19 protein-coding genes, 1 other RNA gene and 1 other annotated feature are annotated in these 20779 nt (G+C 37.5%); of the genes, 3 read left to right on the top strand and 17 right to left on the bottom strand.

Annotated elements, in window-relative coordinates:
* Positions 1 to 86: 86 nt before the first annotated feature.
* The 4 genes from ssrS to VBD025_RS10140 form a co-directional block, all read right to left on the bottom strand.
* A non-coding RNA gene (ssrS, locus tag VBD025_RS10155) (6S RNA) lies at positions 87 to 277 on the bottom strand.
* 102 nt (positions 278 to 379) lie between these two features.
* Positions 380 to 2167: an aspartate--tRNA ligase gene (aspS, locus tag VBD025_RS10150; RefSeq protein ID WP_430785073.1), complete on the bottom strand. Its 1788-nt coding sequence runs from the start codon at positions 2165 to 2167 to the stop codon at positions 380 to 382.
* Positions 2167 to 3453 carry a histidine--tRNA ligase gene (gene hisS, locus VBD025_RS10145; RefSeq protein ID WP_430785071.1) on the bottom strand — a complete coding sequence of 429 codons (1287 nt, stop codon included), beginning with the start codon at positions 3451 to 3453 and terminating at the stop codon, positions 2167 to 2169. Before hisS ends, aspS begins: the two co-directional genes overlap by 1 nt.
* A gap of 54 nt (positions 3454 to 3507) precedes the next feature.
* Positions 3508 to 3730, bottom strand: a binding site (T-box leader).
* Positions 3731 to 3798: 68 nt separating this feature from the next.
* Complete coding sequence (locus tag VBD025_RS10140) at positions 3799 to 3972, bottom strand: hypothetical protein (RefSeq protein ID WP_430785069.1); 174 nt, start codon at positions 3970 to 3972, stop codon at positions 3799 to 3801.
* A 94-nt stretch (positions 3973 to 4066) separates the two neighbouring features.
* Here VBD025_RS10140 and VBD025_RS10135 point away from each other — a divergent pair, with 94 nt between their 5' ends.
* Positions 4067 to 5122, top strand: a complete 1056-nt coding sequence (locus tag VBD025_RS10135) for an N-acetylmuramoyl-L-alanine amidase (RefSeq protein ID WP_430785067.1) — start codon at positions 4067 to 4069, stop codon at positions 5120 to 5122.
* A gap of 38 nt (positions 5123 to 5160) precedes the next feature.
* On the opposite strand, the gene dtd is transcribed toward VBD025_RS10135, so the two are convergent.
* From dtd to VBD025_RS10100, 7 genes are all read right to left on the bottom strand, one after another.
* Complete coding sequence (gene dtd / locus VBD025_RS10130) at positions 5161 to 5607, bottom strand: D-aminoacyl-tRNA deacylase (protein ID WP_430785065.1); 447 nt, start codon at positions 5605 to 5607, stop codon at positions 5161 to 5163.
* Positions 5608 to 5685: 78 nt separating this feature from the next.
* Positions 5686 to 7887, bottom strand: a complete 2202-nt coding sequence (locus VBD025_RS10125) for a RelA/SpoT family protein (protein ID WP_430785063.1) — start codon at positions 7885 to 7887, stop codon at positions 5686 to 5688.
* A gap of 237 nt (positions 7888 to 8124) precedes the next feature.
* Complete coding sequence (locus tag VBD025_RS10120; RefSeq protein WP_430785061.1) at positions 8125 to 8637, bottom strand: adenine phosphoribosyltransferase; 513 nt, start codon at positions 8635 to 8637, stop codon at positions 8125 to 8127.
* Positions 8627 to 10966 (bottom strand): single-stranded-DNA-specific exonuclease RecJ, encoded by a 2340-nt coding sequence (gene recJ / locus VBD025_RS10115; RefSeq protein ID WP_430785059.1) that lies wholly within the window; start codon positions 10964 to 10966, stop codon positions 8627 to 8629. Before recJ ends, VBD025_RS10120 begins: the two co-directional genes overlap by 11 nt.
* Before the next feature lie 66 nt (positions 10967 to 11032).
* The gene (locus VBD025_RS10110) at positions 11033 to 11371 is read right to left on the bottom strand and encodes a LapA family protein (protein WP_430785057.1); all 339 of its coding nucleotides are present in this window, start codon (positions 11369 to 11371) and stop codon (positions 11033 to 11035) included.
* A 101-nt stretch (positions 11372 to 11472) separates the two neighbouring features.
* Positions 11473 to 13773, bottom strand: a complete 2301-nt coding sequence (secDF, locus tag VBD025_RS10105) for a protein translocase subunit SecDF (RefSeq protein ID WP_430785055.1) — start codon at positions 13771 to 13773, stop codon at positions 11473 to 11475.
* A gap of 46 nt (positions 13774 to 13819) precedes the next feature.
* A complete protein-coding gene (locus tag VBD025_RS10100) occupies positions 13820 to 14113 on the bottom strand; it encodes a post-transcriptional regulator (RefSeq protein ID WP_430785053.1) in 294 nt (97 codons plus the stop codon).
* 123 nt (positions 14114 to 14236) lie between these two features.
* Between VBD025_RS10100 and spoVB the strand changes: the two genes are divergently transcribed.
* Positions 14237 to 15799 carry a stage V sporulation protein B gene (gene spoVB / locus VBD025_RS10095; RefSeq protein WP_430785051.1) on the top strand — a complete coding sequence of 521 codons (1563 nt, stop codon included), beginning with the start codon at positions 14237 to 14239 and terminating at the stop codon, positions 15797 to 15799.
* Positions 15800 to 15869: 70 nt separating this feature from the next.
* The gene (locus tag VBD025_RS10090) at positions 15870 to 16250 is read left to right on the top strand and encodes a TIGR04086 family membrane protein (protein ID WP_430785049.1); all 381 of its coding nucleotides are present in this window, start codon (positions 15870 to 15872) and stop codon (positions 16248 to 16250) included.
* Positions 16251 to 16409: 159 nt separating this feature from the next.
* Here the strand turns inward: VBD025_RS10090 and yajC are convergent, their stop codons facing one another.
* Genes yajC through ruvA form a run of 6 tightly spaced genes read right to left on the bottom strand, consistent with a single transcriptional unit; the run spans position 16410 to position 20716 of the window.
* Positions 16410 to 16679 carry a preprotein translocase subunit YajC gene (yajC, locus tag VBD025_RS10085; RefSeq protein ID WP_430785047.1) on the bottom strand — a complete coding sequence of 90 codons (270 nt, stop codon included), beginning with the start codon at positions 16677 to 16679 and terminating at the stop codon, positions 16410 to 16412.
* Between the two features lie 17 nt (positions 16680 to 16696).
* Positions 16697 to 17836 carry a tRNA guanosine(34) transglycosylase Tgt gene (gene tgt / locus VBD025_RS10080; protein ID WP_430785045.1) on the bottom strand — a complete coding sequence of 380 codons (1140 nt, stop codon included), beginning with the start codon at positions 17834 to 17836 and terminating at the stop codon, positions 16697 to 16699.
* A gap of 17 nt (positions 17837 to 17853) precedes the next feature.
* Entirely contained in the window at positions 17854 to 18882 is a 1029-nt protein-coding gene (queA, locus tag VBD025_RS10075) for a tRNA preQ1(34) S-adenosylmethionine ribosyltransferase-isomerase QueA (RefSeq protein ID WP_430785043.1), read from the bottom strand.
* A 21-nt stretch (positions 18883 to 18903) separates the two neighbouring features.
* The gene (locus VBD025_RS10070) at positions 18904 to 19095 is read right to left on the bottom strand and encodes a DUF2905 domain-containing protein (RefSeq protein WP_430791350.1); all 192 of its coding nucleotides are present in this window, start codon (positions 19093 to 19095) and stop codon (positions 18904 to 18906) included.
* 7 nt (positions 19096 to 19102) lie between these two features.
* Entirely contained in the window at positions 19103 to 20101 is a 999-nt protein-coding gene (gene ruvB, locus VBD025_RS10065) for a Holliday junction branch migration DNA helicase RuvB (protein WP_430791348.1), read from the bottom strand.
* A 15-nt stretch (positions 20102 to 20116) separates the two neighbouring features.
* Entirely contained in the window at positions 20117 to 20716 is a 600-nt protein-coding gene (gene ruvA / locus VBD025_RS10060) for a Holliday junction branch migration protein RuvA (RefSeq protein WP_430785041.1), read from the bottom strand.
* Between the last annotated feature and the right edge of the window lie 63 nt (positions 20717 to 20779).

The following is a 20779-nucleotide window of genomic DNA, read 5'->3' as shown; positions in this document are numbered from 1 at the left end:
TGATAGTTTCAAACGGAACGAAGGAACGTAAAAAGGCTGCTACAAACGGTAATACCGTTTGTAGCAGCCTTTTTTATGTATAGCTATTTAATCCCAATTGTGCCGTCCAACTCTTTAGTTTTGATCCCGCTCTCGGCAGATGGGTGCCTTGTTCTGTACCTATTATGCTTCCTTTTAAAAGTAAGTATAAGGCATGCACGCAACACAGAAACGTCCGGGCTCCCACGTATAAAAATGTTCGGTCAAAACGTTTATTAAACGTACACATCAGGATTAAATATCTAAATTAATTTGTAACCTAATAGTACCACAGAAATAAAATTTGTTCAATATAGATTATTGTGAAAATTTCATTACAAGTATAACAATTTTCTTACATTTATTCATTTTTGTTATTCTTTTTATTTAGCTGAATAGAAAGCTCATCCAGTTGGTTCGATGCGACTTCACTTGGTGCATTTGTTAATGGATCTGATGCAGATGCTGTTTTTGGGAATAATATCGTATCACGTAAGTTTGACCTGCCTGACAAGAGCATAATGATTCTATCGAGACCAAGAGCTATTCCACCATGTGGAGGTGCACCGTATTCAAGTGCTTCTAATAGAAATCCGAACTGCTCCTTTGCTTCCTCTTTCGAGAATCCAAGTATCTCAAACATCCTATCCTGCTGCTCTTTTTTATATATACGCAACGATCCTCCGCCAAGTTCATATCCATTTAAGACAAGGTCATAGGCTTTTGCTCTCACATTCTCTGGTTCCGTTGTCAATTTACTGATGTCTTCATCCATAGGCATTGTAAACGGATGGTGAGCTGCCTGAAAACTTCCTTCATCCTCGTCATATTCAAAAAGTGGCCAGTCAGTAACCCATAGAAAATTAAATTTAGACTCGTCAATCAGCTTCATTTCTCTGCCCAGTTTTAATCTGAGAGCTCCAAGACTATCATAAACAACTGAAGATTTATCAGCTACAAAGAGAAGTAAGTCACCGTCACTTGCCTCTGCTTTATTGGTAATTGCTTTAACTTCATCTTCAGTTAAAAATTTAGCAATCGGTCCTTTCAATTCTTCGCCTTCTACTTTTAACCAGGCTAGACCCTTAGCTCCATATACTTTTACAAAATCTGTTAGTTTATCAATATCTTTTCTTGAGTACTTTGTTGCTTGCTCTTTTGCATTTAATAATGCTACTTTTCCACCATCTGCTATCGCACTTTGGAACACTTTAAAGGAAGATTCCTTAACATCATCAGATACATGAATTAGCTCCATTCCAAAACGAGTATCTGGTTTATCAGAGCCAAATCTCTGCATTGCATCTTGGTATTTAAGACGTGGTAACTGTTGAGGAATCTCTACATCTTTAACTTCTAGCATTACTTTTCGCATCATATCTTCTGTCATCTCCATAATTTCATCACTGGACATGAAAGAAGTTTCAATATCAATTTGTGTGAATTCAGGTTGACGGTCTGCACGTAGATCCTCATCTCGAAAACAACGGGCAATTTGATAATACTTTTCAAAACCTGAAATCATTATTAGTTGTTTAAACAATTGAGGAGATTGAGGTAATGCATAGAACTCTCCAGCATGAACCCGGCTAGGTACTAAGTAATCACGTGCTCCTTCAGGTGTGCTTTTTGTTAATATTGGTGTTTCCATTTCAAGAAACGCTTGTTCATTTAAAAAGTTTCGAATTACCTGTGTTGTTTTGTGACGGAGTTTAAACGTTTCTTGTAGTGAACTTCTCCGTAGATCTATATAACGGTATTTTAACCGTAAATCTTCCGATACATCCGTTTCATCCTGAATGAGGAAGGGAGGGTTCTTTGATTTGTTAAGTATCTCTAACGAATCAACCGCAATTTCGATTGCTCCGGTATCCATAAGTCCGTTGATTGTGGATTCGTCACGCTTAACCACTTTACCTTTAACTTCGACAACATATTCACTACGTACCGCTTCAGCTATTTCAAGTGCTTCTTTGGAAACAGTTGGGTTAAACACGATTTGTACAATTCCGGATTTATCACGTAAATCAATAAAAATTAATCCACCTAAATCTCGCCTTTTTTGTACCCATCCTTTAAGCAGCACCTCCTGGTCAATGTGACCTTCACGAATAGTGCCTGCTAACATCCTTGTTTCTTTGTTCATCATTAACTACCTCCCTCTTGTTCGATAACAGTATGCATGTAAGTTACAATATCCGAAATAGCAACCTGTGTTTGATTACCCGTATTCATGTTTTTGACGTTTATTACGTTATTTTCTATTTCTTCATCTCCGAGTACAAGTACGAACTTTGAATTATCACGGTCTGCCGCTTTAAATTGACTCTTCATTTTTCGACCTTGATAATCCTTATCAACCTGGATTCCGTTTTCCCGAAGCAAGTGAACAAGACGTACTGATTCAGAAGCTGCATTTTCACCAAAAGCAACAAGGTAACAATCTAATTGATCTTCCAGTGGGAGTGTTATATTTTCTGCATCCAGCGCCATTGAAAGCCGCTCAATACCCATTCCAAATCCAATTCCAGGTGTGTCTGGTCCGCCAAGATCTTCTACTAGACCGTTATATCGACCGCCACCCGCTAATGTAGTAATCGCTCCAAAGCCTTCCGCTTCACTCATAATTTCAAATGCCGTGTGGTTGTAATAATCTAACCCTCGAACTAAATTTTTATCCACAGTATACGGAATTTCCATCACGTCCAAATAGCTTTTCACTTTATCGAAATAGGATTTGGATTCTTCATTTAAAAAATCCATTATTGATGGTGCAGTTTTCATTGCTGGGTGGTCAGCATCCTTTTTACAATCCAAGATCCGAAGTGGATTTTGCGTCAGGCGCGATTGACAATCCTGACATAATTCTTCCTTATGTGGAGAAAAATGCTGAATTAGAGCCTCACGGTAATTTTTTCGACTTTCTGTATCTCCTAAGCTATTTATAACTAGCTTGAGCGATTTTAATCCAAGCTCTTTATAACATGTCATCGCTAAATCAATAACTTCAGCATCCACTGCAGGATCTGCACTTCCCATAGCCTCCACACCAAATTGGTTTAATTGGCGCATTCTGCCTTTTTGCGGACGTTCGTAACGAAACATTTGCCCAAAATAAAACAATTTCACTGGTTGAACAGGAGAACCAAACAATTTATTTTCTACGAAAGCACGCACTACTGAAGCAGTTCCTTCTGGTCGAAGCGTCAGACTTCTTTCACCCCGATCTTCAAAGGTATACATCTCCTTTTGTACTATATCGGTAGAGTCCCCTACACCCCGCTTAAACAATTCAGTATGTTCAAAGATAGGAGTTCGTATTTCATTATAATGAAATCTGTTACACACATTTTTAATTACATTTTCGATGTACTGCCATTTTTTAGCCGTTTCAGGTAAAATATCAACCGTTCCACGTGGTGCCTTAATATTCATTAGTTATTCCTCCCTATATGTGTAAACAATAAAAAAACTCCCATCCCTATATAAAAAAGGGACGAGAGTTCACCCGCGTTGCCACCCTAGTTGATGCGTCTTGCCTGCATCCACTCTTCACAGTTAACGCCTGCAAAACGTCTTAACCTACGTACATTTCGGTTAAGAACCTAAGGAATGTCTTTCATTAAGCTAGTATGTGAAAATGTTTTCAGCCAAAGACATTTTCTCTCTAACCACCTATTACTTAACTACTTTTTCCCTCAATCGGGTTTTCACTATATTGTTCAACTGTTACGATTCATTCTAGAATGATTATTATATTAATCCTATACAGGTTCAATGTCAAGCACGATTTACTAATTTCTTTAATTGTTTTACTTCACCTAAAGTAATTCCGAGTTCCATTGCTATTTCCATTTGTGTAGAATGATCATTCAGCTCCATAAACCGGTGTAAATTAATATCGTGAAAATCTTTATTGTGTATCGATTTGTTTTGCTTATCATTTATACGCATTAAAATTCGCCTCCCATATATCTATCTTTGCCTATTTTATTAATTTCTATTAAAATAGAATTAGAAAACATAATTGGTTTTAGGGGGAAAAGCGTTGCGCACGTTTAAAATAATCATTATTTGTTTAGGTATTGTTATGTTATTAACTGCTATGACAACTCCAGCAGGAACAAAAAAAGCAGTTATTGACACACAAATTCTCAATGTCAGAAGCGGTCCTGGTGAAAACTTTGAAGAGGTTGATGAAGTTCATGCCAATGAAAGCTATCCTATAGTTCAGCAACAGGATAATTGGGTGGAGATTCAACTAGCCACTATGACAGGCTGGATAACAAAAGAATACATAACTATTCAAGATGGACAGTCCTCCAAAGAAGAGACAGAATCTGTTACAAATGAAGCTTCCATTGAAACAGTTACCATTCCTTATAAGCATACACACCTTCGAAGTGGACCTTCAACAAACGATGAGATTACCGGCTACGCAGAAAAAGGAACTACCTTTGATGTGGTAGGAGAAACAGATGACTGGTATAAAGTTGAGGGGGAAGAGCTAACAGGATTCTTAAAAAAACAATTCGTTAAAGACGAGGAAAAGGAAACTACCGGAATAGAAAATAAGACAATTGTAATCGATGCAGGTCATGGTGGGCGCGATGTTGGAGCTATTGGAGCAAATGGTACCTTCGAGAAAGATTATACCTACAAAACTTCACAGGAACTAAAACAGGAACTGACCGTGTTAGGTGCAAATGTTATTATGACAAGACCTGAAGATGAATTTATTTCTCTTGGCAGTCGATCAAGCTTTGCAAATATCAAGGCAGATGTATTTATAAGTATCCATTACAATAGTACACCTGAGCTTCCCAGTGTTACAGGTATTGGTACGTATTACTATCATGGACAAAATAAAGATCTTGCAACATATATTCAAAAAGAACTGATTAAGGAAACAAATGCCAATGATCGTGGTGTAGCTTTTGGCAACTACTTTGTAATCAGACAAACATTTAAACCGGCTGTATTGGTGGAGCTTGGATTTTTGTCCAATGAAAATAAAGAACAGTTGCTTCAAACCAATGCTTACCAAAAAAAATTGGTTCAGGGTATGGTTAACGGTCTAATTAAATACTTTGGTAATAAGTAGAAAAAATGATCTATTTGTGATGCACTATCACAAATAGATCATTTTTCATTACTGTCCAGTATAAATGTTGCTGGTCCTACATTTGTTAATTGAACATTCATCATTTTTCCAAATTCACCCGTTTCTACCGGTACACCCTGGTCTTCTATGAATTGGTTTACTGTTTGATATAATTCATTTGCCAGATCAGGTTTTGCTGCATCTACGAAACTCGGGCGTCTCCCTTTTTTCAGGTTACCATATAATGTGAATTGGGAAATTGATAAAACTCCGCCATTTACGTCTTTGAGAGATAAATTCATCTTTTGATCGGCATCTTCAAATATACGCAGGTTAACTACTTTATTTACAATAAATTTAGCATCCTCTATCGTATCACTATGTGTCACGCCTAACAGCATGACAAGCCCATTATCAATTTCCCCAGTCACAGTGCCATCAACTGATACACTACTATTCATAGCGCGCTGAATAATTGCCCGCATTCATGAAACACCTTCTTACCGTATAGTTTCACTTCTAAATTACACAAAAAGGTGGTTCACTTAACCACCTTATATATTTTATTGTATCGTTCTCGTAACAGTATAAACTTCTTTAATTTGTTTAATTCGCTCTACTATTTTACGCAGATGATTCGTATCATTGATGAGAATTGTAATATGAATGACTGCCATTTTGTTTCTATCTGAACGACCAGTCACATGTGTAATGTTCGTTTTCGTTTCATTTACCGCTTGTAACACTTCGTTTAACAAGCCTCGACGATCATAACCAGATATTTCAAGATCTACATGATATTGCTTCTTGTCGTTCATGGATCTCTCCCACTCTACATGTAAAAAGCGTTGCTGAGCATCCTCAGTCTGAACATTTGGACAGTCTGATCGGTGTACAGAAACCCCCCGTCCTTTTGTAATATACCCAACTATTACATCACCTGGAACAGGATTACAGCATTTGGATAAACGTACTAGTAAATTATCCACTCCCGCAACTTTTACACCAGAATCTCGTTTGTTCGCTTTACTCGCTTTAACACCGGTTTTTACGTCCTCCAATGTTTGAGCGAGATCTTGCTGTTTTAGTTTTGATTGTCGGATCTTGTCGGTCAAACGCGTGGAAATTAAAGCAGCAGTAATTCCCTGATACCCCACAGCCGCATACATATCATCTTCACTCGTAAAGTTAAATTTTTCATAGACACGTTTAAGATTTTCCTGCGTAAGTGCTTCTTTAGGCTCGATTCCTAAAGAACGGATTTCTTTATCAACCAATTCTTTTCCTTTTACAATGTTTTCTTCACGCCGCTGTTTTTTGAAGAACTGTTTAATTTTATTTTTTGCTTGCGATGTTTGTGTAATCTTTAGCCAGTCCTGCGATGGCCCATAGGAATGCTTAGACGTCATTACATCAATAATATCGCCGTTTTTTAAGTTATAATCAAGCGGCTCCATCTTTCCGTTGATTTTTGCACCAATTGTTTTGTTACCAATCTCGGTATGAATACGATAGGCGAAATCAAGTGGTACAGATCCGGAAGGTAATTCGATTACATCACCTTTTGGTGTAAACACATAAACCATATCGGAAAATAAATCGACCTTTAAAGATTCCATAAACTCTTCGGCATCATAGGTTTCATTTTGCCACTCTAGAATTTCCCGAAACCATGTCAGCTTTTCTTCAAATGATTTCTTGTCTTTATTTAATTGGCGACCTTCTTTATAAGCCCAATGAGCAGCTATTCCATACTCAGAAATTTCATGCATTTCTTTCGTACGTATCTGAACCTCCAGCGGGTCGCCTTTTGGCCCAATAACCGTCGTATGCAAAGATTGATACAGATTTGGTTTTGGCATGGCAATATAGTCTTTAAATCTTCCTGGCATCGGCTTCCAGCATGTATGAATGATTCCAAGAACCGCGTAACAGTCTTTAATACTATCTACAATTATTCGTACTGCCAGCAGATCGTAAATTTCGGTAAACTGCTTGTTTTGCTTAGTCATTTTTTTGTAGATACTATATAGATGTTTCGGTCTTCCAGAGATATCGGCATTTATATTTACTTCTTTTACTTGCTCGCTAACTTGGTCCATTACATCTTTGATATACGATTCCCGTTGGTTTCTTTTTTGTTTCATAAGTTGAACAATTCGATAATATTGTTGTGGATTCAAATAACGCAACGCTATATCTTCTAACTCCCACTTCATCGTGGAGATACCAAGTCTGTGTGCTAGAGGGGCAAATATTTCTAATGTCTCATTTGCTTTTCTCCTCTGCTTTTCCGGTGGAAGATGCTTTAACGTGCGCATATTATGCAAACGGTCCGCAAGTTTAATTAAAATGACGCGAATATCCTTTGCCATAGCTACAAACATTTTACGGTGGTTTTCTGCTTGGATAGCTTCTTTTGATTTATACTTAATCTTTCCAAGCTTTGTGACTCCGTCAACTAACATTGCGACCTCATGATTAAAATTGGATTCAATTTCATCTAAAGTTATCTCAGTATCTTCGACTACATCATGTAAAAATCCGCCCGCAATTGTTTCAGAATCCATTTCTAGCTCAACTAAAATACCTGCTACCTGAACAGGGTGAATAATATATGGTTCACCTGATTTCCGAAACTGGTCAGCGTGTGCCCGTTCAGCAAATTCAAACGCACGTCTAATAAAAGCCGCATCCTCTTCAGAAATATACTTCCGAGCTTTTTCAATTACATCTTCAATTGTTAGAATATCATCTTTTGCCATGAGATCACCTTAATTCAATGTAGGGAATAATCAATCATTGATTTTTTATTTCTATCTAGTATCGAAAATTTTTATAAAAATGTAAAGTAATAAACATTATCTTCCGCTGGAATTTAAGTCTATTTCTATAATCTCCTATAATACATCAGATAGCAACCTATATCTTATTGGAAAAATAATAGACCTGACGAATTAAAGCAGCTTTGTCAGGCCATTCAAATTTAAAATTGTATTATATTAATAACGCATTAGCGTATGCACATCATATCCATCCAGTTTACTTCGTCCATCCAGATAAGTAAGTTCGATTAAAAATGCACAGCCCACAACTATTCCACCTAGCTCTTCCACTAGCTTAATGGTGGCATCAATCGTCCCACCAGTTGCAAGTAAATCATCTGTAATTAAGACGCGTTGTCCTGGTTTGATAGCATCTTTGTGAATCGTCAAAACATTTTGTCCATACTCTAACCCATAATCAACCTTAATTACTTCGCGAGGAAGCTTCCCTTCTTTTCTTACCGGTGCAAAACCAATTTCCAGTGCATAAGAAACCGGACAGCCGATTATAAACCCTCTTGCTTCTGGTCCAACAATGATATCAATTTGTTTTTCCTGTGCGAATTCGACTATCTCATCGACCGCAGATTTAAATGCTGCACCATTGTCCATTAAAGGTGTTATATCTTTAAATTGAACACCTTCCTTTGGCCAGTCTTCTACTATTTTTATATATTTTTTATAATCCATAGGTAAGCTCCTCCTTGGGAATATCCACATCTTCTGTTAATCTTTTTAACCATTGCGTTAAATCATCATAGTTAGAATAATAGAGCGTTTTTTCAATTTTACTGCGCTCTATTCGCTGTTGGTATAACCTGGACTCCTGTAAATCTCTTTTTAAAGGACTAGTGTTAGGCTTTGCCAGTCCACCTTCAATAGTAACAAATTCTAATTCAAAAAACACATTTAACATAAACCTAATCCGTTCCTCTGTCCAATCATGACCCTTCATTAAAGAAAAGAGATCCTTCTTGATATCGAAATAGCCGCGCTTAATTATTAATGCATAGAAATTTTTGAAATCAGTTCTTGTAGGAAATGACTTTAAGTATTGACTATCCTCAATATAAAAACACGCATGTATGTTTACGGGTTTGATCAATTGAATAACTCTGCTTAATTCATCTGTATTCTCTGGAAGATCAAACAGAAACAGGGTATTAGCTGGTTCTAATAATGTTTCATTAGAATTGTATGATAATTGGTTTAAATTAATAGGTACCTGTTTCAAACGATTTTCTAAATTTTCACCGATTGTAACCCAACTATCTGTATTCTCTATAAAAGGCATAATATCAATTTGTTTTTTTCCTCGGTGATCAAACAATTGATGTTCTTCTATTTGTAAGTCCTGTATTAAGATTTGTGCTTTTCTATTACCATTCCACTCGTTAATTCCTATTTCACCAACAACTGAAAGTTTATTTTTTTCCAAGATAAATGGGAAAAACTCTCCCAGGCCAAATCCGATTCCATCAACTTGTTGAGCATCCTGCCTAAATTGAATTTTTAAATGATTATGCATAGAACCAATTTGCCGCACGTTAGAAGGGAATTGGTTTATGTGAAAGGTTGGCTTTGGATTAGCCATCCCAAACGGTGCGAGCTGACTTACTTCATTGACTAATTCTTCATTTATCTCCTGAAGTGAAAGTGTTTTACTGATTGTTATTTCCTGTTTGAAATCTTCCTTAGTCAACTGTTCGTTTATCATTTCACTTAATTTCTGCTGCAATAAGGAAACATTTTCAATTGGCAGCGTCATACCTGCCGCCTGAGAGTGACCACCAAAATGAGTGAAATAATCTCTAACTTTCATACAATTTTGAAATAAATCAAATGCTTGAATACTTCTGGCAGATCCTTTTGCTGTTCCTTTGTCACTGTTTATTGCAAGTACAATCGCAGGGCGGTCATACTTTCTAACTAATTTGGACGCAACTATTCCTAAGACCCCTTCATTCCAGCCTTCTTTTGCTACAATAGTAATCCCAAAGTTTTCTTCTTTTTCATTAACTAACGCTTCTGCTTCGATAACAATGTCGTTTACTATTTTTTGCCGTTTCTGATTTAGTCCCTGAACGATCTCAGCAAGCTGTTCTGCTTCTTCCTGATCTTCGGTCATGAGCAGTTCAACAGCTAGTCTTGCATCCTGCAATCGACCAACTGCATTAAGCCGAGGACCTATCCGAAAACCGACATCTTCTTCTGAAACATTTCCTTCTATCTTACACTGGTTCTTTAAAGCTTCAATACCTGGCCTGGTTGTCGATGTTAATTTTTGCAGTCCGTAAAAGGAAAGTATTCGGTTCTCGCTAACTAGCGGAACTAAATCTGCAATCGTCCCTATCGCAACTAAATCTAATAAATGGTCGGGAAAATAACCTAGAAGGCACTGGGCAAATTTAAAGGCTATTCCAACCCCTGCCAGCTCCTTGAATTGATATTCTGGTGAGCACTTCGGATGAATGATGGCAAGCGCCTGCGGCAACTCATTTTGAGGTTCGTGATGGTCAGTAATAATTAAATCAAGTCCTAACTCATTAGCCAATGCGGCTTCCTTCACAGATGCAATTCCACAATCCACTGTAATAATTAATTGATATCCTTGTTCATTTGCATAGGTAAAAGCTTTTTCGTTTGGACCATATCCCTCTGTAAACCGGTTTGGAATATAAAAGTCGCAATCAGCTCCAAGCTCCTTTAAAGCAGACATTAGTAATGTAGTTGAACTAACACCATCGGCATCATAGTCACCGAAAACGAGAATTTTTTCTTCTTGTTCTATAGCCTTATGTACACGAGTACTTGCTGTATCCATATCAGAAAGGTTTTCCGGCATTAAAAGGTTTTCTATTTTAGGTGATAAAAACTCTGTAGCCGATTCCAACGTATTAATCCCACGTTGTACAAGTAATTCTTTAATAACAGGGGACAAATCTGGTGAATCGCCCATCCATTTCGTTGTTTCTGAATCTTCATTATTAAAATTCCATTTTGCTTTACTTTTTAACATAAATTCACCCCTGACTTATCTATTATACAAAAGAGAGTCAAGGGTCGCAATTAGAATCGATTATTATTAGATTTGTTTGTCCTGATTTGAATGATCCAAGATACTTTTATCATTATCCATTTCATGTGGTTCTTCATTAACTACTGAAGGAGTTTCTTTAGTTAGCTGAACGTTTTCTTTGCGTAAAGCATTAATTTCACGCTGTAACCTGAACACCTTAAGAATTCCAACTGCAGCTGTAATAATTCCGCCCATTAATACAGAAAATAATATGACAAAAATCAGTGGTGCTTCCCCAGTCCCAAACAAATAATTCACTTCAACTGGATCCACATTTATTACGGCAAAAATAGCAACAATAATAACAAATAATATAGCAAAAATGACATATGACTGACCTTTCATTACGTACCCTCCCGTTAATCTATTTACTATACGTTACCCTACTTTTCATTTTTGTAATCATAAAACCCTTGTCGCGAAACAGCGACAAGGGTTTTGTGATTTTATACCTGTGGTCCCTCTGTACGTTTTTTCTTTTCGAATACGACAGGCTTTTTCTTAATCATTTTACTTCTCCATACTAGCCATAGCTGTGCTGCCAGGAATAGTGATGAATAAGTACCTGCTATAAGCCCTACCGCAAGTGCAATTGCGAATCCTGTAATAGATTCAGCACCTAAGATTAGAAACGCCAACACTGCTATCATAGTAGTCAGTGTAGTATTAATGCTTCGAGTAAAGGTCTGAACTAAACTTCGATTCACAATCACAGCAAGTTCTTTCGCAGACTTGACTCTTTTCTTTTTAATCAGGTTTTCCCTTATTCGATCAAAGGTAACGATTGTATCGTTAATCGAATAACCGACGATTGTTAATATGGCTGCCACAATATTAACGTCAAACTCAATATGAAACACACTGAATATAGCAATTACGAAAAACGCATCATGTACAAGCGCAATAATTGCTGTTATCGCAAAAAAGAACTCGAATCGGAACGCAACGTAAATAATCATACCAATTATTGCGATTCCCACCGCATATAGCGCATTTTTAACAAGTTCTTCACCTACAATAGGCGAAACTACACTAACGTTCGGTGCATTGCCGTATTTCTCAGTGAAATATTCCTTAATCTGAGGGATTTGTGTATCTTCGTTCAGAACATCTTCAAAACGCATAACAGCAATTTCATCGTTATTACCAGCTAGTACCACTGTTTCTGCAACTAGGTCAATGTCAGCTAAATCATTCTTTACTTGTTCGGTAGTTAAACTCTGCTCAGCCAGCACCTCAACTCTTGAACCACTGGTGAAGTCGATTCCGGGATTTAGCTGGAACATCAGTAAAGAAACAGCTCCAAGTATAACCATTATGGAAGATGCGATAAAGTATTTCTTACGGTGATCTACCGGATTTAATTCTCGCCCAAATAGTTTAGGCTCATATTCTGTCTTATCTTTAATATCTTTAATATCTTTTTGCTTCACTCCAAACATTCCCGGACGGTTATGAAGAAGTTTTGTTTTCACCCATAATCCTAAAAGTATTCTTGATCCAAAAACGGCTGTTACGAAACTTACCAGAATACTAATTATTAGCATTGTAGCAAATCCTTTAACAGAACTTGTACCAAAAATAAATAGTATAGATGCTGCTAAAATGGTGGTAATATTAGCATCAAAAATAGTGGACAGAGAGTTTTTGTTTCCTGCCTTAAATGCTGCTGAAACTGATTTTCCTTCGCGCAACTCTTCTTTAATACGCTCATTTGTAATTACATTTGCGTCAACTGCCATACCGACACCAAGTATTAATGCTGCAATACCAGGGAGAGTCAGCACCCCGTTCAATAATTCAAAGACAACTAAGATCAGGTAAATATAGATGCTTAAATTAATAACTGCAATTAATCCTGGGAAACGATAGTATGCAATCATAAATAAGAAGATTATTCCCACACCAATTATACCGGCAAAAACAGTTTTATTTAGAGCCTGTTCCCCAAACTGTGCTCCAACTGAAGTCGAATATTTTTCATTCAAATCTACTGGAAGTGATCCGGCATTGATAATATCCGCCAGCCGTTGTGCAGATTCAATTGTAAAGTCACCCGAAATCATTACATTTGCCGTATTCAACGTCTCATCTACCTGAGGTGCTGAAATATATTTTGGCTCCTCTTTTTTTACTTCTTCAGCAAACGAGTCACCTTCCTGATAATCCATCCAAATAACGAGCAAATTATCCTCGTAAGGAGTTTCAGGTAAGTTATCCTCGTTAGGAGTTTCAAGGTTTTCCATTTTTGCAATTTGACTAGTGACATCAGCAAATTCTGATGCATCTTTTAACTGTAACGTAACAATTGGTGCATTCGTTCTTGAATTAAAGTCCTGTTGTGCACTTCCACCAACAATATCAGAACCATTTAAATATTCCTTGTCGGTTACATCCCGAAATGAAAGTCTTGCAGAAGTTGACAATAGTTCACGAGCTTCTGTTTGATCTTCAACCCCCGCGAGTTGAACGCGAATTCGGTCTTCACCCTCGATATTAATATTAGCTTCACTAATTCCGAGTCTGTTTACACGTTCATTTAATGTACGAACAGTAGCTTCTAATAACTCACGGTCTACTTCCTCACCTTCATCTACAGCTTCCACTTCGTACAATACTTCGAAGCCACCCTGAAGATCTAAACCTAAGTTAATATCTTTCGTTATACCTGTCACCGTTGTTCCAATCGTTGTTGCAAATAATATAACGATCAGAAAAAAGGCAACAATTTTACCTCGATTCTTCATTAACCAATTGCCTCCCTTTTAACTTAAAACCAATCATATGTATTTTTTACTCTTCCCGCATACTTGTTACTGCTTGTATGGAGGCCATTAAATCATCATCTTCATAAGCTTTCACTGTTAAGTAACTTAAATATATATTGGATGCCAGATGGAAAATATCCTGAGCTACTTCATAAAGACGTTTTTCTGGATTGCCTTTCCAAACCTTTAGCACGAGACAATTCCAAATTTCCTCTGTAGAAGCCTTGGAATACCCCAATAATAGAAATTCACTTCTTTTGCTTTCAAGAGCTGGCTTCATAGCCTCTTTCCACTCATTAACACTGCGTACAATTTCCAAGTATGCCCCTCCCTTACTGCTAAAGAAAACCATTATTCTATCTTTTGTCATGCTTGGCCACATCATTAGCATATATATCATTGTATATGAAATTTTATTATTTGAGAAGGCAGGGTTTCTAATATGTCCAAACAAACTTTTTTACAAGGGACAATTATATTGATAATCGCTGGGATGATAACGCGTTTGCTGGGTTTTATTAATCGAATAGTTGTTGCGAGAGTAATGGGTGAAGAAGGTGTCGGCTTATATATGATGGCACTCCCTACACTGTTCCTTGTTATTACTATCACACAACTAGGACTGCCTGTCGCTATTTCAAAAAGGGTAGCTGAAGCAGATGCAACGAATAACCAGCAAAAAATCAAAAAAATACTGGTCGTTTCACTGATTATTACAGGTTGTACAAGTCTGCTGGTTTCGACGCTTCTAGTATTTATTATTCCTTTTATCGCCTCTTCATTATTAAATGAAAGCCGCACTATTTATCCTTTATTCGCTATCTGTCCCATCATTCCAATCGTCGCTGTGTCTGCAGTAATCCGGGGATACTTTCAAGGCCTTCAGGATATGAAACCGCAAAGTTATTCACAGGTAATTGAACAAATTGTCCGGATTAGCTGTGTAGCATTATTTGTTAAATTACTGCTTCCTTATGGGATAGAGTATGCCGCAGCCGGTGCGATGATCAGTGTCATAATTGGTGAAATTATATCGTTGAGTTTCATCATTTATGTATTTAAGCGAAGAAAAGTTATTCAGATTCGCTATCGTTTTTTTGGTTATCTAAAATCCAGTAAAGATACGTTGCGCGAACTTTTTTCCGTCGCATTGCCCAGTACTGGGAGTAAAATGATTGGTTCGATTTCGTATTTTCTTGAGCCAATCATAGTCATGCAGAGTTTGGCTATTGCTGGTATTGCTAGCAAGCTTGCAACTCAACAATACGGTGAACTTACAGGATATGTACTCCCACTATTGTTTTTGCCAACTTTCATTACGCAGTCATTATCCATTACGTTAGTGCCTTCCATAAGTGAAGCTGGTGCTAAGCAGAACCTGAATTTAATAAACTACCGGATCCATCAATCAATACGAATTTCGTTTGCATCAGGAGCACTCGCTACTATCGTTTTATCGCTTTTTGCATCACCAATTTTAATATATATGTATGGGACAGACCATGCAAGCCAATTTTTAGTTTTAATGGCTCCTTTTTTTCTCCTTTTATATATACAAGCACCTCTGCAAGCAGCATTGCAAGCATTAGATCTAGCAAAGCCTGCTATGTGGAACAGTTTAATTGGAGCATGCGTAAAGTTCATAGCACTGTTCGTCTTAGCATCCAGTCCGCAATTCAGAATAAAAGGGGTCGCACTTTCTATGGTAGCTGGAATAGTTTTAGTAACCTCGCTACATCTTGCCACACTGCTAAAAGCAATTAAATTTTTCATTCCATTTTTGGATATTTGTAAAATGGCGGCGTTACTACTTGCTACCTGGTGGTTTGGTTCTATTATGAAAAGTATATATCTTTCCATGGAGGCAAACCTTTTAACTTTACTAGGAATATTTATCATTTTAACACTTATTTATCTCATACTATTATTCACATTAAAGTTTATTACGAAAGAAGAGTTAAAACAGATTCCTCTTTTTGCTAAATGGATTCAACCAAAAAAATAATTATCTTCGTCTATTTTTATAATGCACGAATAAAATAATTACAAGGACAAACCAGAGGGAGGAAGTAAAAATGAGGAAGCAGCAGTTTATTGCCTTAGCTTACGGTTGGATTGTAATTCTTGGACTCGTGTTCATCGTTAGTATTATTTTAGCACTTTTACTTAAATTCACACCATTGAATGAGCCCACTCTATCTTGGGTGACCTTAGTAGTAGGATTGCTAACATTGTTCATTGGAGGAATTGTAGCTGGTACGAAGAGCAGGAAAAAAGGGTGGTTGATTGGAGGCTTAACTGGTCTGGGATTCACACTATTTACGTTTGCAGTTCAATATTTAGGGTATCAGCAAGGTTTCTCCATCGAACAATCATTAAATCACCTTGGCTATATCCTGGTAGCCCTGGTTGGCGGAGTAATTGGGGTGAATGCAGTAGGTGAAGTAAAAGAATGACTAGAATGCTGCAAACACTGAAATAATGCTGCAAATGAAAGAGGAAGTTGCCTGAATTCAGGCAACTTCCTCTTTGCAGGTAGATATGTAGTACAAGCAATGTGAAAAAACCATTTGATTGCCTGTACTTTCTTGCGTTTCGAATTTACTATGTGCCTGTTATTCAGCAGCAAGTGAATTGCTAACTTCACGAATAGCAGAACGGTCATATGTAAACTTCACTCCGTCAGATACAACAATAACAGAAGACTCATCGATTGCATGAATCGTAGCATGTAGCCCACCTATTGTAATGATTGAATCACCTTTTTTAAGATCAGACTGCATTTGCTTTACTTGCTTTTGACGTTTTTGTTGCGGACGAATTAACAAGAAGTAAAAAATAACAAACATCAATATTATTGGTAGTAAACTATATAACGTGTCCAATTTGTTCCCCCCTCTCACTAAAAGTTCTTAGCATTCGGTTTATTAAAACCATATTGTTCAAAGAATGCTTCTTTAAAATCACCAAGCCGATCCTCGCTTATCGCTGTTCGTACTTGTTCCATCAATTTTAACAGAAAATGCAGGTTATGATAAGTAGTAAGTCTAAATCCGAATGTTTCATTACTTTTAATTAAATGTCGGATATACGCTCTTGTATAATTTTTGCATACATGACAGTCACAATTTTCATCAATTGGATTAAAATCTCTTGCGAATTTTGCGTTACGAACGACAAGTCGACCATTTGATGTCATGCATGTCCCATTACGTGCAATGCGTGTAGGAAGGACACAATCAAACATATCTATCCCTCTAATAGCCCCATCGATCAATGAGTCAGGTGAACCAACACCCATCAGATACCGCGGCTTGTTAGAAGGCATCAACGGAGTTGTGAATTCTAACATACGATTCATTATATCTTTCGGTTCACCTACAGACAAACCACCTATGGCGTAGCCTGGGAAATCAAGTGAAGCAAGATCTTGTGCACTTTGCTTTCTTAGATCTTCATATTCGCCACCTTGAATTATACCAAACAAACCTTGATTAGACGAGTTTTCATGCGCTTCTAGACATCTTTCGGCCCAACGGGATGTTCGTTCTACAGAAGATTTCATATATTCATGGCTGGCAGGAAAGGGTGGACATTCATCGAATGCCATCATGATATCGGAACCCAAATCATTTTGTATTCTCATTGCTTTTTCAGGAGAAAGAAACAATTTTTCACCACTTATATGGCTTCTGAAGTGTACACCCTCTTCTTTAATATCCCGAATTTTACTCAAACTAAAGACCTGAAAACCTCCTGAATCAGTTAGTATCGGTCTATCCCAGTTCATAAATTTATGCAGACCACCTGCCTCTTTAATAATGTCTTCTCCTGGTCTTAGCCATAAATGATACGTATTGGATAAAATTATTTTTGCTTCCATTTCTTTTAACTCTTCCGGACTCATTGTTTTGACAGTAGCGAGTGTTCCTACTGGCATGAACATCGGAGTATCAAAGGACCCGTGTGGAGTATGTACTTTGCCTAACCTGGCACCTGTCTGTTTACATGTTTTTATTAATTCATACGTGATTGGTGTCATTTTATTCGTTCCTTCTCTTATAGAATTAACATCGCATCGCCAAAACTGAAAAAGCGATATTCCTCTCTTACAGCCTCATTATATGCCTCCAGGATACTTTCCCTGTCAACCAATGCGCTTACAAGCATGATTAGAGTTGATTTTGGCAAGTGGAAGTTAGTGATTAAACCATCGATGGCTTGAAATTTGTATGGTGGATAGATGAAAATATCAGTCCACCCACTTGATGCTGTGAATTCAGCGTTATTATCCCGTGCAATCGTTTCAAGTGTTCGGGTTGAGGTTGTTCCAACTGAAATAATTCTGCCATTATTCTTTTTTACATTTGTTAATGTCTCAGCCGTTTCTTTTGACATATTATAAAACTCGGAGTGCATCGTGTGATCGTCAATATTTTCCACACTCACGGGACGAAACGTTCCCAGACCAACATGTAACGTGATAAATGCGATCGTAACGCCCATTTCCTTTATTTCTTCGAGTAGCTTGTTTGTAAAATGGAGTCCTGCAGTTGGAGCAGCAGCAGATCCTTCTTCTTTTGCATAAACCGTTTGATAACGTTCCTTCTCAGGAAGCTGTTCTTTGATGTACGGTGGCAGCGGCATTTCTCCGAGGTCATCTAGCACTTCATAAAATATACCTTCATAGCTGAATTGTAATATCCTTCCACCGTGTTCTTTTGTTTCGAGACAAGTGGCTTTAAGTTTACCGTCACCAAAGACAATTTCCGTACCAACCTTTATTTTCTTTGCAGGTTTAGCAAGAACTTCCCAGCAATCCTCTTCCTGCTGGTGAAGAAGCAGTATTTCTGCTTTTGCACCTGTATCTTTTTTTATACCGTATAATCGCGCAGGTAAAACTTTCGTATCATTTAATACTAGACAGTCACCTTTTTTCAGGTGATTTTTTATGTTTGAAAAATGCTGATGTTCGATTTTTTTGGAGGCACGATTCATTACAAGAAGACGCGATGAAGTTCTGTCTTTTAATGGAGTTTGTGCAATTAAATTATCTGGTAAATCAAAATCATAATCATTTATATCCATGATGCAACGCCTTTCTGTATGTTACTTTACTTTACTGATCAAAAATAAAAGAACGGATAGTATTATACTTACTACTATGGAAGTCATGATTGGAAAGTGAAAAGTGAAATTACCTTTTTTAAAACTAAGATCACCAGGCAGTTTGCCAAACACAATCCAAATAACGCCAATAATAATGAAAACAATCCCTAATACGATAAATACCTTACCCATACTCATTCTATTCGTTCCCCTTAATACCAAAATGGTTATATGCTTTTTGCGTAACCACTCGCCCTCGCGGAGTCCGTTGAATAAAACCAATTTGTAATAAGTAAGGTTCGTAAACATCTTCAATCGTCTGTGATTCTTCACCGATTGTTGCTGCGATGGTATCCAGTCCTACTGGACCACCTTGAAAGCCATCAATAATACTTTTTAATAGTTTGTGATCAATATGGTCCAGCCCTACATCATCGACTTGAAGCATTTCTAAAGCAAGATCTGTTGTAGAAAGGCTGATCTTATCCTCCCCCTTTACTTGCGATATATCACGTATCCGTTTTAGCAGACGGTTTGCAATTCTTGGTGTCCCCCTTGATCTGCCTGCTACTTCTGCAGCTGCTTCTTTCGTAATTGTTGTTTGAAAGATATCAGCGGTACGTTCGACAATCGAACACAAATCTTTTGTTTCATAATATTCAAGCCTGCTTAGTACACCGAATCGATCTCTAAGTGGTGCAGACAATAAGCCAGCTCTGGTTGTAGCACCAACTAGCGTAAATGGCGGTAAATCAATTCGAACAGATCGCGCACTCGGACCAGTTCCTATGACGATATCAAGAAAAAAATCTTCCATCGCAGGGTAAAGTACCTCTTCTACTGATCTTGGTAGTCTGTGTACCTCATCAATAAATAAAACATCCCCAGGTTCAAGTGAAGACAGTATAGCAGCTAAATCCCCAGCACGTTCAATGGCAGGTCCGGAAGTAGAACGAAACTGCACACCCATCTCATTGGCTATTATAGCCGCTAGTGTTGTTTTTCCAAGTCCTGGCGGTCCATATAAAAGAACATGATCTAATGGCTCCTCACGCATCTTTGCTGCTTGAATAAAGATATGCAGATTTTCCTTAACTTTATCCTGCCCAATATATTGGGCGAGTGTCGTGGGGCGAAGACTTAGCTCGACAGTTGAATCATCTTCATGTAATTCTCCTGTGACCATTCGTTCCTCCATCATTATCCCCCCTTGTTATTTTTTCATTAAAAGCGCTAGTGCTTTCCGAATAATTTCATCCGTATTGGAAAGGTTTTCCTTTTGCAGCTGTGGAATAACTGTTTTAATCTCTTTTTCAGAGTAACCTAACGTACGCAACGCTTCCTGTGCTTCCGATAAGCCTGCAGTTGATTCTTCTTTTACTGCACTGTCCCCATTGGTCTCACTGGTAATTGACAGCATAGATGTAAGTTTGCCTTTCAAGTCCAGTATTACCTGCCGTGCTGTCTTTTTACCTACTCCAGGAAAACTGGTCAGGTATTTATCATCTTCTCGTTCTACAGCAGCAACAAAATCACTGACATTAACCGACCCTAAAATGGCAAGCGCGCCTTTAGGACCAATTCCAGATACTTGTAAGAGCTTTGTGAATAGCGATTTTTGTTCCAGATCTTTAAAGCCATACAAGACCTGGGCATCTTCCCGAACGTGATGATATGTATGTATTAATGTTTCTTCGTTTGATTGAAAAACAAAAGGATTGGCACATAAAATCTCGTATCCAACCCCTTGTATATCAACAATGACAGAATCATCATGTATATATGTAATGGTCCCTTTTATGTAAGCAATCATTAATCCTACTCCTCTAATACAACTTATAACCATTTTAACACAACTAACGATAGAGCGTACAGA

This window comes from Virgibacillus flavescens, assembly GCF_050574275.1.
GTDB classification, from domain to species: Bacteria; Bacillota; Bacilli; order Bacillales; family Amphibacillaceae; genus Virgibacillus_F; species Virgibacillus_F flavescens.
Note: the sequence above shows the minus strand (reverse complement) of the source record. Positions and strands in the feature narration are given on the sequence as shown.